This window comes from Neptunomonas qingdaonensis, from assembly GCF_900113275.1.
Lineage (GTDB): Bacteria > Pseudomonadota > Gammaproteobacteria > Pseudomonadales > Balneatricaceae > Neptunomonas > Neptunomonas qingdaonensis.
In genome coordinates this window covers 138,204-151,283 of record NZ_FOOU01000007.1, presented here as the reverse complement: position 1 = coordinate 151,283, position 13,080 = coordinate 138,204, and the positions used below count along the sequence as shown (strand labels likewise).

General features: G+C 45.4%; 14 protein-coding genes. 6 read left to right on the top strand and 8 right to left on the bottom strand.

Annotated elements, in window-relative coordinates:
- The first annotated feature begins 98 nt into the window (after positions 1-98).
- Both BM099_RS11905 and BM099_RS11900 read left to right on the top strand, forming a co-directional pair.
- Positions 99-980, top strand: a complete 882-nt coding sequence (locus BM099_RS11905) for a DMT family transporter (RefSeq protein WP_198064231.1) — start codon at positions 99-101, stop codon at positions 978-980.
- A gap of 81 nt (positions 981-1,061) precedes the next feature.
- Positions 1,062-1,745 carry a 2-hydroxychromene-2-carboxylate isomerase gene (locus BM099_RS11900; RefSeq protein ID WP_090728342.1) on the top strand — a complete coding sequence of 228 codons (684 nt, stop codon included), beginning with the start codon at positions 1,062-1,064 and terminating at the stop codon, positions 1,743-1,745.
- A gap of 18 nt (positions 1,746-1,763) precedes the next feature.
- On the opposite strand, the gene BM099_RS11895 is transcribed toward BM099_RS11900, so the two are convergent.
- Positions 1,764-2,396: a MarR family winged helix-turn-helix transcriptional regulator gene (locus tag BM099_RS11895; protein ID WP_244889938.1), complete on the bottom strand. Its 633-nt coding sequence runs from the start codon at positions 2,394-2,396 to the stop codon at positions 1,764-1,766.
- 40 nt (positions 2,397-2,436) lie between these two features.
- Here BM099_RS11895 and BM099_RS11890 point away from each other — a divergent pair, with 40 nt between their 5' ends.
- Entirely contained in the window at positions 2,437-3,225 is a 789-nt protein-coding gene (locus BM099_RS11890) for a hypothetical protein (RefSeq protein ID WP_090728341.1), read from the top strand.
- Positions 3,226-3,279: 54 nt separating this feature from the next.
- Complete coding sequence (locus BM099_RS11885; RefSeq protein WP_090728340.1) at positions 3,280-3,771, top strand: redoxin family protein; 492 nt, start codon at positions 3,280-3,282, stop codon at positions 3,769-3,771.
- A gap of 93 nt (positions 3,772-3,864) precedes the next feature.
- Here BM099_RS11885 and BM099_RS11880 read toward each other — a convergent pair whose 3' ends face one another.
- The 3 genes from BM099_RS11880 to BM099_RS11870 all read right to left on the bottom strand — a co-directional run bounded on the left by BM099_RS11880 (position 3,865) and on the right by BM099_RS11870 (position 6,493).
- Positions 3,865-5,016 (bottom strand): N(5)-(carboxyethyl)ornithine synthase, encoded by a 1,152-nt coding sequence (locus BM099_RS11880; protein ID WP_090728339.1) that lies wholly within the window; start codon positions 5,014-5,016, stop codon positions 3,865-3,867.
- Between the two features lie 426 nt (positions 5,017-5,442).
- Complete coding sequence (locus tag BM099_RS11875) at positions 5,443-5,772, bottom strand: AzlD domain-containing protein (RefSeq protein ID WP_090728338.1); 330 nt, start codon at positions 5,770-5,772, stop codon at positions 5,443-5,445.
- Positions 5,765-6,493, bottom strand: a complete 729-nt coding sequence (locus BM099_RS11870; RefSeq protein ID WP_090728337.1) for an AzlC family ABC transporter permease — start codon at positions 6,491-6,493, stop codon at positions 5,765-5,767. The genes BM099_RS11875 and BM099_RS11870 overlap by 8 nt, the downstream gene beginning before the upstream one ends.
- A 152-nt stretch (positions 6,494-6,645) precedes the next feature.
- On the opposite strand from BM099_RS11870, the gene BM099_RS11865 reads away from it, so the two are divergent.
- Both BM099_RS11865 and BM099_RS11860 read left to right on the top strand, forming a co-directional pair.
- A complete protein-coding gene (locus BM099_RS11865) occupies positions 6,646-7,242 on the top strand; it encodes a YceI family protein (RefSeq protein ID WP_090728336.1) in 597 nt (198 codons plus the stop codon).
- 153 nt (positions 7,243-7,395) lie between these two features.
- Positions 7,396-7,692, top strand: coding sequence for a DUF3144 domain-containing protein (locus BM099_RS11860; protein WP_090728335.1), 297 nt, complete (start codon positions 7,396-7,398; stop codon positions 7,690-7,692).
- A 56-nt stretch (positions 7,693-7,748) separates the two neighbouring features.
- Here BM099_RS11860 and BM099_RS11855 read toward each other — a convergent pair whose 3' ends face one another.
- The 4 genes from BM099_RS11855 to BM099_RS11840 all read right to left on the bottom strand — a co-directional run bounded on the left by BM099_RS11855 (position 7,749) and on the right by BM099_RS11840 (position 13,068).
- Positions 7,749-8,714: a hypothetical protein gene (locus BM099_RS11855; protein WP_090728334.1), complete on the bottom strand. Its 966-nt coding sequence runs from the start codon at positions 8,712-8,714 to the stop codon at positions 7,749-7,751.
- Positions 8,715-8,814: 100 nt separating this feature from the next.
- On the bottom strand, positions 8,815-10,929 hold the full coding sequence (locus BM099_RS11850) for a site-2 protease family protein (RefSeq protein ID WP_090728333.1): 2,115 nt from the start codon (positions 10,927-10,929) through the stop codon (positions 8,815-8,817).
- Complete coding sequence (locus BM099_RS11845) at positions 10,926-12,323, bottom strand: efflux RND transporter periplasmic adaptor subunit (protein WP_090728332.1); 1,398 nt, start codon at positions 12,321-12,323, stop codon at positions 10,926-10,928. Before BM099_RS11845 ends, BM099_RS11850 begins: the two co-directional genes overlap by 4 nt.
- Positions 12,310-13,068: an efflux RND transporter periplasmic adaptor subunit gene (locus BM099_RS11840; RefSeq protein ID WP_090728331.1), complete on the bottom strand. Its 759-nt coding sequence runs from the start codon at positions 13,066-13,068 to the stop codon at positions 12,310-12,312. The genes BM099_RS11845 and BM099_RS11840 overlap by 14 nt, the downstream gene beginning before the upstream one ends.
- Positions 13,069-13,080: the final 12 nt, after the last annotated feature.

Genomic DNA, 13,080 nt, shown 5'->3' with positions numbered 1-13,080 from the left:
CGTCACGAAAACAAAGAAACCAAATGAATTATTCGGTTAGTATTAGAAACTGATACTAACCCGCTCGCTCACATCGCACTATATGGATATCAAATTTAATGAACTTTGATAGTAAACATGGCTTACTTGCGATGATTCTGCTTGGAATGAGTTTAATTCCCATAGGCGACTCAGCGGGGAAATTACTCACTGAAGTAGGGGTTTCTCCCGCATTTATAGCATGGAGCCGATTGGTAGTAGGCTTTATATTTATTCTTCCGTTTAGTGGCTTGCTGCGTTCAGAATTAAAGTCACTCTATGACTGGCGCTTATTATGTCGCGCAGTGCCCTTCACCGGTGCGATTTTTTTTATGATATCCGCACTAAAAACTGAACCTATTGCTAACGTTTTCGGTATCTTTTTTATCGGTCCTATTGTTGCGTATTTCTTAGCCGCTTTAGTGCTTAAAGAACGCATCACCCTGCTACGCTCCATAATCCTGTTCATCGGATTTGGGGGTGTTTTGCTGGTAGTAAAACCGGGAATTGGCATCACCAGTGGAATGCTGTATGCACTTATTGCAGGGATTTTTTATGGCTGTATGCTGGTATCCAATCGCTGGCTTTCGAACTACTTCAGGCCACGTTTGATTCACCTATCAACACTGCTGGCAGGAAGCATAGCGCTCACACCCATCGCTATAGATGCGGTTCCGGAGTCAATCGATATCTACATAGTTGAGTTAGTGCTGATCTCTTCTTTGGCGTCTGCATTGGGCAACCTGATTATTATTGAGGCTAGCCGTCGCGTAGATGCCAACATTGTAGCGCCGTTCGTTTACTCCCAATTGGTAACAGCCGCTATTTTAGGCGTCCTTCTATTTAATCAATGGCCAGACGCCTACAGTCTGTTGGGCCTGGCAATTATTTTCACATCTGGCATCTTGTCATTTGTGCTTTCAAATCGAAAAACATCAATAAAACAGGCGCTTTCGGGTTAAATGCTTCACATTAAACATCTTCTATCAGATAGCGCCGATTTAAATAGCTCCTGATTTAATAACAGCAGAAGAGGCATCCCTATGGCAGCCCGGCAACTGGATTTCTACTTCGACTATCTGTCTCCGTACGCCTATTTTAGCTGGCGCTGGATACAAGCTATTTGCAAAAAATACGGCCTGACATTAAACGCACATCCTGTCGTATTTGGTAAATTATTAGATCACTGGGGACAGCTAGGCCCTGCAGAAGTACCACCTAAAAAAGCCGCTCTGTATAAATATTGCTATCGCTATGCGCAGCTCAACGGCTTTGACTTTAACCCGCCCCTCAACCATCCATACAACCCACTGCCCGCATTACGCTTATCACTGCCTGGCATTGCAGGCGATGCTCAGCATCAGCTAATCAGCGCAATCTTTGAAGCCGGATGGTCTCGCGGAATTGATCTTGCCTCTGAAGCAGATCTTGCCAACGTACTTGAATCACTTGGTTTAAACAGTAGCGAAATGCTCAAAGCGATAAAAACAGCTGATGTAAAAGCCGAACTCCGGCAAGAAACCGCACAAGCCATTGCGCGAGATGTTTTTGGTGTGCCGACCTTTATCGTGGATGGCGAGCTTTTCTGGGGAAATGATCAACAGGAGCATTTAGACATCTACCTTCAAGGTAATGATCCTCTCAACCGGCCAAAGGTAGAAGAGATGCTCGCCCGGCATCGTGGTATTGATCGGAAGACTCTTATTCAACGTCATTACAAAAAGTAATACTGTCCCCCTGCCCTGCTAAGGCTTTATGACTTGAGAGTACTGATGCTCGCGACAAATAAGCTCAATATCAATTGGCGTAAGCACTTCCTGAGTTAAACCACAAAAATACTCACCTGACGCTTGCTTGATATTATGTACACAGCTGGCACACTGGCCAAAAGGTTTAAAATTATTAGCGTTCTGCAACTGATACAGCAAGGTATGTAACGATGAGTTGATCATGGCAACTTCATCATTACTCATAAGATCACTGGCCGTTTCCAGGATAGGAGAAGGCAACATCTGTTGTGTTAGTGCTCTTCCGTCTTCGGTGATTTTCAGATGAGTGACGCGTTTATCTTTTGCATCCGTGAGTTTTTCTATCAAGCCTTTTTTTTCAAGCACTTTAAGCGTTTGCGAAACCGTGCCTTTCGTTTGTCGTAAAAATTCAGTGACTGCCATCGGCGTATCTGAATAACGGTTACAGTTCGCGATATATTGCAATGCTTCAAACTGTACGGGCTGCAAACCATGCTCTAGTAGCATGCCTCTGCTTTCACTTCGTAGCAAACTCGCCAGTCTTTCCAATAATTGTTGATTAATCAATTTCTTCATAGGCAAATAGTATCGAATCAATACTTTATTGACAAGCAAAGAAATGCAGATCATTATAAAATCGTTTCGACTCGATACTAAAAGGACATTTCTCATGAAGATTCAGCATTTACTCACCCTAGCATCACTAACAACAGTCACCCTGGCGACAGCCACATTAGCCACAACCCTGCTCAGCAGCGCAACAAGCTTTGCCGGCGGTTCTGATAATAGCGACATACATTCAAAGCCCAGTACATCCCAAAATATTGATCCCACCTTTGACATCATTCACACCAGGGTGACTACCCAAAACAATATCGCCACCTTCCATATGGCAGTCGCCTCACAAGCGGGCACTAGTAAACCCAGTGCAAGCGGCAAGTTAGCAGGAAGTTCGGTTTACTCTTACGTATGGCCCACTAGCCTGGATAGCGCTAGCGTCGGGTTTGAAAGTGACGCCGGTATTTTGACTCTGGCGGTAACGGCGCACCCGGATTTTGACGATACACCACTCTATGATGAAAACGCAGACAATGACCCAGGCAATGATGGTGATGTTTGGCACAGCCACTGGGTTGTTCTTCAACCTAATCAGCAGTGTGGTAAAGGAGCACTCGGTGTTGTTGATATCCCAGAGGGCACGACACCAAGATTACCTAAAACCTGGCCAGGCCTGCCAATACTGCTAGACAGCCCCGGTTGGGATCCTGTATTTAATGGTGATACCGTCAAAGTTCAAGTCGCCTTTGATGATATTAAAACGTTTGAAAAAACCACATTTGATGGCGTAACTGCAGGTTTGCGTGTTAACCAAAGTGTACACGCCCCCCTTTTATGTGTTGTTAATGTCATCGATATTGCTTCGGGTGATTTAAGTCTTCCAGGCAGAATCAGCCAGTAAACAATGAATTTAGCGACAAGGATGTTTCTTTCTCATAAATAAGGGAGAAACGATATGACAAGCATCATCACCTACGGACAAGCACCCGAGCTGGAAGTAGTGACCTGGCTTAACACAAAGCAGCCGCTCACGTTATCTGCTTTACGCGGAAAAGTTATCGTCATCCATGCCTTTCAAATGCTATGCCCGGCGTGTGTGGTACATGGCATTCCACAAGCAAGCGCTATACACGAACTCTATTCACAAGACGAAGTTCAGGTCATTGGCCTGCATACTGTTTTTGAACATCACAACGTAATGACTGTAGAAGCGCTAACAGCCTTCGCGGCAGAATATCGATTAACATTTCCTATCGCAGTGGATGTCCCGTCAAATACAGGGTCTATACCCAAAACAATGGCTGCCTACTATATGCAAGGCACGCCTACGCTCATTGTGATCGACCAACAGGGACAAATAAGACACAACCTCTTTGGTCGTACAAGTGATATGCAGGTGGGTAATTTTATAGGACAGATAATCAGCGAAGGTAAATCGTATAGATAAAACCGACTGCCGCCTGCAAAAACGCACCCCAGCTTGCCTAAAGTGCGTCAATTTAAAGGCAGCTAAGCTACCCGTATGATAGTGATGACGGTACTAAACTGAAGCTAAATAAGCATGGGGATAATTTGTCTCTCTATGTTGAAAAGACAAAATAGCAGGGTTCAGAATTACGCCAGTATCAATATTTATCGACCTGCGAATGGTTTCACTTTTCTGCCATGCATCACGACCAGCCAAGACGGTGTCCAGATAGACAATCAGAGCTGCAGAAATAGAACGCGTTGCACTTTCCCAGAGGTAGCTGGGCGTATGATCCACCGCATAATAATCGATGGTTTCAAACGTAAACATAGGATTCTTAAACGTCGTTGGTTTGGCAAAAAAGAACCCCATACCCTCATCACAACTCACATCAATAATCAGGCTATTGGGCTTGAGACATGAGCTTTCGGCTTCAGTCACAAAGTCAGTAGGATGGGCCGTTTCTTGATAAGTACCGTTTACGATAATATCTGCTTCACTGATCAGATCAGTCAGCGGTCTCGCTGTACCATCATGTTCCACCACGACCATACGTGCTTCGCCCTCATTACCTTCGCGAATTTTTACGTAGTGACAATCAAGTACTTCTTCTCGTACTTCATGATCTGGGCGTTGAATACAGATGGTAATATCTCTAAATCCATGTGCTTTAAGTGCGTAAATTGCACCACGGCTCACAGAGCCAAAGCTGAAAATAATCGTTTTACGCTGATCACCGTAGTGCCCATCAATACCTTTAAGCTGTAAAGCATGTAGCACCGCGCAATAACCCGCCATTTCATTATTCTTATAAAATGTGTGGCGGCCAACATTACCATTGGGAGACCAAACAAACATATCTTCAAAGGCAATGAGCGTTAGCTTACGATCCAATGCGGCTTGGGTAATATCCTGCTGCTGCACACAATGCACATAACCCCATAACGTTCCGCCTTCTTTCAGTTCTAACAAGTCAGCAAGCACAGGTTTGGAGATGATAACCCTGCCGATATCAGCCAGTATTTCATGTCGCGTGGCAATACCACCCGTTTGAGCGGCAATCTCAGCATCGGTAATACCAAATGCGGTGCCATACCCTTCTTCAAATATCAATTGACGACGAACTTGTTCCGGAACTCGGCTCAAATGCTCTGGATGAATGGGAAAACGTCGCTCATCTTCTTTTTTCGACGTCCCAATAACACCTACCATTAAACTATTCATATCGCTCCTATTTTAAGCGATCAAAATACTCATATCTCACTTGAGTTTTTAACTAAACCTAAATATTTCTATTAAAGTATTCGCTCTTCGCATGTATTTATTATGTGCTTTAAAGATTTTTTAATCACAGCGTAAAAAATACTGAAACCAACAACCAAAAAATAAAAATATTAATCAGTGAAGAAGACTTTAATATACTTTCTGTGTGTGGCGCCGATGAAAAAACACGTAATTCATTGCCAGAAGGCTGAGAGGTAAAATGATAAAATCGAGGACTTTACTCGTCTTCTCAAAAAGATAAGACGCGTTAAATTAGATGCCACCATACCACAAACAGATGTTAATAAGTGAAATAGATAACTCTGCCAGGACATACCACCAGGGCCTGTATGTTAATTTCAAAAAGACAGACCCGCCATTGCTACCCTAACCGATCAACCAGCGATAGCCCCATAAAAAAGACATGCCGCCCAAAATTGGCCAAAGCAGGCTTTTAAAATAGCTTGCCAAAACAACAGCAACGCAGCCCGCTAGAATTTGCGCCAACTCTACTTGTAAGCCATCGGTTTGCTTACTGAATACAATCGGTGGGATACATAAAGCAGCTAAAATCGCCGGGGGTAACAACAAGAGTACCGGCTGACAGCGCGCTAGTAGTGGCCCTAGTTTTCCATGCATCTGAATAAAAGAAAGGCGTATCAAATAAGTGGCCAGGCCACACATAAAAAACAGCCCCCACAAACTCAAATCACTCATGCGGACGCCCCATCACTGAGTTAAAAGAACGGCCAGCGATACGCGGTAATATCAAACCCGCAACCACACCGAAAACCACAGCCAGAACAAAACCCAGGTTATAAGGCAGCCCCTGCAAAAAGATAGCGGCTAACCCTGAAACCACCGCAACAATTAGCAATAATCGATTAGTAATCGTTGACATTAACATCGCAAGAAACGCCAGAGGAATCGTAAAGCCCAGCATCCATTCAGGTGGAATACTGGCTCCGACAGCGATACCCAATAGCACAGACAACACCCAACTCACCCACAATGCCAGTGCTGTGCCTAAATAATAACTGATACGTTCAGCATCCGAGCGTTGCTGCTGATCAGGCGCAATGCACAGACCATAAGCCTGATCAGATAAAATGTATGCAAAAGACAAGCGGTAGCGTTTTTTCAGGGGATAAAACAGCGGTGCAAACGTCGCGCTGTAGATAGCAAAACGTAAATTAATGACGATGGTGGTTAACACTATCACCACAAACGCCGCATTTTCCTGAATAAGTTGCATGGCGGCTAACTGCGCCGACCCGGCAAAAAACATCACTGTCATTCCCATGATCAATTCGGGACTCATATCCAGAGCCACACCGTTAGCCCCAACAATCAGACCAAACGGTAAGACGCCTGACACCAACGGCATCAAATCCCTGACACCCTGCCAAAACTGTGATCGATAATCCCTGATCTGCATAGCTAACTCATACTCTGAAGAATTTTCAACAAGAAAGGGAAGATTACGCCCCTTGAGTAGTACACTCAATAACTGAACAAAACAGACAAAAAAGAATCAAAACAAAACACTGTTGCGTAAATATACAAATACTCAAGATAAGGAGATCAACCATGAACCACTACTACGCTAAACTCGCGGCACCCAAAGCACTACTAGGCATAGCGCTGGGTAGTCTACTGAGCCTGACGGCACAGGCAGATTGGCAACTGGATAATGCTCAATCCTCACTTAATTTCATTTCAATTAAAAATGTAGATGCTGCAGAAGTTTTTCATATCACCCAACTTCAGGGCAACTTAAGCGATGCTGGAGCGCTGGAGATTAAACTGGATTTGGACAGCATAAAAACTCAGGTCGATATCCGTGATGAGCGGATGCGCGAGCACCTATTTGATACCGAAAAATTTAAACTAGCCACCTTAACGGCTCAACTAACCAGCGAAACACTCAACACCATTAAACAAGGGGGAGTTCTTAACAGCAATATTGCAGCTGTATTAAACTTTCATGGCTTAGAAAAACCCATTACTGCCAACATTACGCTGATGTCTGACGGTAAAACCATTCTTGCGTCCAGTCAGCAGCCGGTCATTGTACAAGCGGCCGACTTCGGTCTGGATAGCGGAATAGAAAAACTGCGTGAACTGGCGGGACTATCAAATATCGGTCACTCAATACCGGTCAGCTTCAATCTTGTTTTAAAATAAACGACTTCTGACAGAAGTTAGTTCCCGGTGATGAGGTTGATATCAACCTCATCCGCTTAAGTATCGCCCTTAGATAGCCATTAACTCTTTCATCCTTCATGATATTCCTTGTAAAGTAACTGCAAAACTCAACTCACATAGGTAACAACACACATGGCTAGTAAAGAAACTGCTTCGAATTTATTTAAAATGGCTGATGAGTTTATTGAACTAGCCAATCGCTTAGTAACATCGGAAAATAAAGACTTGGAAGATGTAGGGTCGGCATTACGCTATGCCTCTGCACGTTTTAGTGCCCATGAAACGGCGTATAAATCAAAGGATCTGGCCGCGGAACGCAACGACGCATTAGCCTGGTTCTCAAAGCAGTATTCTGAAATGCTGGAAGAAAACTTAGATCAACATATTGAGCACTTTGAAACACTTAAAAATAAGACAGAAAACCATTAAGTTTCCTTGTTGAACAGCTTCTATACAGATCTGACAGGACGTTAGATCTCACCCTGCTATTCTGCTGACAGCTCCTCGTTAGCATCCGAGGCATTAAGCGCCTTTCCAGACTGTTGAATTAATTTTTTCTTAACCTGATCCAGCTTAATAGCATAGCCATTACCGCCGATCCCGCTAAACACCTCATCGGTAAACACAATAATCTCATCATTATAAAATGTAACCGCCTCTTTTTGAGTCACGATACCCAGATCAATCTGATACACATCTCCGGAGAAGAAGTCATCACCTTGCCAATTTTCAAACAGCCACAAGCGTTCAGAATCAAGTAACACGAGTTTAGTCCGATCAGGGCTTAAGGCGGCCGATGTAATCCAACACAGCTCTTTTATAGTAGTACAGGTTGAGAACTCGTTTATGTATTCTGTTTCGAAATTTCCCGCATAGTCGCCTATACGGTAAAGCCGTGTTTTTCCATCAAAAGGTCGACTGCGGTTTTTCGTAAAAAGATAAAGACTGCGTTGATAATAAATAAAAGCTTCCACATCGTAATGTGCATTTTTGCGTACGACTTGCCCTTCTATTGGCTTGAATTCCGGGTTGGTAAATTTGATGATTTCTGCGCGGGTTGTATCAGTCTTGATATCAATAGGGTTTTCAATTTTGTAAATAGTCAGCCATTCTCGATCGTTGTCATTATTGCCAAAATCACCAATAAAAAAATGCCCGAAATCGTTCTGGGTCATATCTTCCCAATCCCAGTTTTTAGCGTTTTCTATTTTAATGCTGCGCTTAATGTCACCATTAGCACTTAACTGATAAAGCCTGGGTGAATCTCCCCCATCGTTTATTGCCCATAGTTGCAGGTTTTTATCAAACTCAATACCTGATACTTCTTCTAATTGCTTATCAAAACTGATGAATTTGCTGCTATTGAGCAACCATATTCTGTAGCCCACCAAACCAACAAAAGCTACAAAGCAAATATATACAAGACGATAGATCGATTTTTTAGTCAGCATTAAAAATAGTACATACACATCTTAGAAGTAAGGCTGCCATTGTAACGCAAAAAGGTAACGTACCGGCCCCCGCGTTGGGGATGGCGTATCTCAGCGCCGACTAAAAACCGCTCTCAAACACCAGTATTGCAGTGGCTTTAGTAATGAATCGTTCGATAAAACTTCGATTCTCCCCTTCCAGGCGCAAGTTTCCCGTCATCACCTGTGCAGGTGCGCGATGCTTCGAATCCGGACGTAACAGCACCCTGTAAACGGGTGTTTCAGGTATCAAGTTACCATCCTTAGACTCTCGTACTGCAATATCCCCCCCATAGATTGAAGCCAGGTAGGGCTCAGTTAACGTGCGGCTACTCGCTGAATCGATTGCATCAACACTGACCTTTACAGGTTCAAGTAATGCGTCATTTGGATAAAACCACCCTTTAGCACCGAGGTTGATCTGCATCAGGTCCTGTTCGGTAACATAGGCTTCCAGCAGTCCGGAATCAGGCCCCACCACAGTCGCCAGAAAAGTACCCGCCGGTAACCAGTCACCCACTGAGAGTGTCCCCAGTCGATCCACCAGCACACCATCGATATTACTGCGAACACTCAGTTGCTGTTGCTGTTGCAGGCGCGCCTGCTGTGCAGAGCGTTCAGCCTCAAGCTCACTCCATAATATCGCTGAGCGTTGCTGTAATTCAGCACTAACACCCTTTAAACCCAACTGAGTATTAATCATTTGAATACGATGCTGCCCCTGCACAATGGCGTAATCCAGATCAGGTGAATACTGTTGAACCAGTAACTGATCAGTCGTTACGGCATCACCCAGATCGACCAATACGTCAGTGACCTGCCCCTCCTGTAACGAGAAAACTTGTGTCTGTTGCTCGGCACGCCAGACACCAGGTAGTGATATCAGGGTATCCCAGGGGTAAAGCAGTACAATCAGCAACGAGACTATGAACAGCAGCGTTCTAATCATTTTGTTATTCAGCCTCATATCCTCTTTACGCATCCACCATTGTTTAATCTCATTAAACGCTGGCATAAAAATAAACCAAGCCAGCTCCACCATCATCAAAAAAATACCCAGCGCCTTAAAAAACAAGAAATAAACTAACAGCGCAATCCCAAGGAATAGAAAGAATCGATAGAGCCAGATGGCATAAGCATAAATAATTAAAAAGCGCCGTCGGGATGCTGGAAAGTACTCAGGAAGGGTATCACCAAAGCCAAATAAAGCTTCACGTAAACGCCAGCGCCCCAATGCAAACGCCCGATTCTGCAGGTTGGGCATTTCCAGCCAATCAGACATCAGGTAGTAACCATCAAAACGCATAAAGGGGTTCAAGTTAATTAGCAGTGTTGCGATCCAGGTCGTTGTGGCAATCAGAAATACGGCGCTGCGCAACGGACCATCGGCCATGAATGACCACAGCAGTGTAGCGATCGCTGCCAAAGATAGCTCAACCAGAATTCCGGCCGCACCAATTATCATGCGCTGACGCCTCGATACCAGCTTCCACGAATCGCTGGCATCGGTATACAACACCGGCCAGAGCACCAGAAACGCAACACCCATGCTGGGTACCCGACAACCAAATGCTTTGAGAGCATAGGCATGCCCAAATTCATGCAACACTTTAACCGCCACCAATGAGGCACCGACAATCAACATCCCCTCCACACTGAACATATACGGAAAAGTTGCCAGAAATGTCTCCCACTGGCGCTGCACCAGAACCAACCCCAAAACAGCACTAAAGGCAATCATCAGCAGAAAGACGGGCGACCATAGCCATTGGACCGCTGACAGCGTTGCGCTCAAAAAGCGATCCGGGCGGATAACAGAGATACGCACAAAGAGGTAATTCTTTAACAACCATTTAAAGCGCCCGACCTGCTGCGACTTGTACTGTTGCATCAGACGTTCAGTCCCCAACTGACCGGTGAGTTGAATCAGATTATGTGCAGAAAGAAACTTACCTACCTGCTCTACCTCCTCAACACTAACTTTAAGTGCCGTATTTTCATTCAAGTGCGTCACTATCAGTTGAGCAGATTGGCGGTACCAGTTACTCAGTACCTCAAACTCTAACCACCCCAGCCTGAAGAACCGATTGACTACCGGATCATGCAAAACCCATAAAGGCGAGCCATCTGCAGCACGCCCTCCCTTAAAAAGAGATAATTCTTCCCGCAAAGGCGGCAATAAGCTCTGATTACTCATAAGCCCAGATATTGACGCACTGCGAAATAAGGACGCCGCAAAAGATAAACAGCCAATGTCGTCTTCTCGCCATAGAGCTTAGCCGACCCTTTGAGTCCGATGCGGGGCAAATCCTCAGCATTACGATATTCAGCAACGAGCCGATAGGCAAAGGCTCCGGCCGTATTCATGCTGGCCTGATAACTTAAAAACCGTAACTCTGCCGGAATAGACTTATGTGCCGATACATTCAGGAATAACTGCACATCAGCACCGCTCTCCAATGCAATCGCATCAGCGACCGGCAACTGAATCTCGAGCTCAACATCTTTAGGATCAGCCACCAGCAAAATCCGCTCACCCAAGGCTACCGGGCGACCAACCCAATCATTGACATCATCAAAGATGGCAATGCCATCCCGCGGGCTGCGAATAACAATACGCTCCAGTAACCCCTGATAATATCCAACCTCTGCGGCATGCTGTTCAACTTGTCCACGTAATGCAGATAAACCCGCTTTACTGCGACTATCAAAAACAGCCTGTTGGGCTGCCTGGCGGTATTCAGCTTCGGCGCTCTGCATCGCCTTTATGGCGATCTCAAGCTGATTAGCAATACGCGCATCATCAAACAGTAGCAATGGCTGGTCTTTTTTAACCACCTGATTGGGCTCAACCTGAAACTCCTTAATGACTCCGTCAACGGCACTGCGAACAATAACCGGGTTACGCGGAATGACTTCTGCAGGAGCTATCACTGACTGACGTATCGGAAAAAAACACAGCGCCACGAACAATATAACCAGCAAAAGAGTGACTTTATTGCTGTTAACAGTAAGCGAAGACAACAGCGATTTTTTGCCACTAAGCGCGAACCAGGCATGCCCGTACGCATCGGCCAGACTGGCTAACAGAGTCAGTTCAGAGTCATTCCATGGTGCTTCACGCACCAAAAAAAGAATGCCTGTTAACTCTCCCTGTGGTGAGTTCAGTGGCACGAGTAGCCCTTGTTCCGGCAACCAGTCAGACCATTCCTGCTGCAACGCCTCTGGCAGATCCGCAGCAGCTAAAGGTTTAAGTTCAATAGAGCCGGATAGTGTGAGGTGACGAAAAACCTTGCTGATCCAAACGATGAAGGGGGCGTTTTTCTCCGGTGTCACCAGCCCTGAAACAGTAATGACTTTGCCCTGTCCGGCAGTGCTATGCTTCCATAAAAGGCTCTGGCGATAGCGCACCAGATTGTGAGTTTCGTTACACAGTGTAAAACCAATTTCTGTTTCACTTTCACAATGTCTGACCCTTTTTTCCAGTTCCAGCACTTGAGCCAGCAAACGCAGGGATCGATCAGAGCCAGCAGCGACCGCCTGGGGCTCGGTAGCAGCATTAATTGTTGATGAGTTGTCAGGGTTTAGCAAAGATAGCTACTCCGCTCATGCCCGGCATGAGCCCGGGATCCGTACGTTGCAGACGCCCAAAGATCTTCACAGAACGGCTAACCGGGTCAATGACCGGCGAGATACGCGACACCTGTACAGTTAAACGACGGCCACTCTCATCAATCTCAAGTTCAAATTCCTGTTGAGGCTTGAGCCACATTAACCAATTCGAAGGGACCAGCGTTTCAACTTCTAAGGGTGCATCATCGATAATTGATAACATCTCTTGCCCCTCGGCTACAAATTGATGACGTTCCACAAAGCTGGCCACTACTTTGCCTGAAAATGGGGCATAAATCTGACAACGATCAACCACTGCATTCATCATTGTTTTTTCGGCACTGGCCGCTCCCAGGCGTGCATTTGATACGTCCATTTCCAACGTACTGATCGAGCCAAGCCGGTCAAGATCAGTATTCACCTGATTGACCTGTCTCGCCTCAACATAGAGTGCTTTCGCCTTGGCCAGCCGAGCCTGATGCAGCGTGCAATCCAGACCGAAAAGTTTATCCCCCTTCTTAAATGACTGCCCCTCCAGCTTCGGAAATGCATCAACCCTACCGGAGAGTTCACTGGATAAAATCACGTTATGGCGCGCCACAAGTTGAGCACGAACTGAACCAGAATCCATGGACTGCGCCTCAGCCGCGTAACACACCGGAAGCGCCAACCACGACAGCACAAACAGCCCGCAAAACCTCTGTTTAGACTTTAATATATTCATGGTAACCACTTA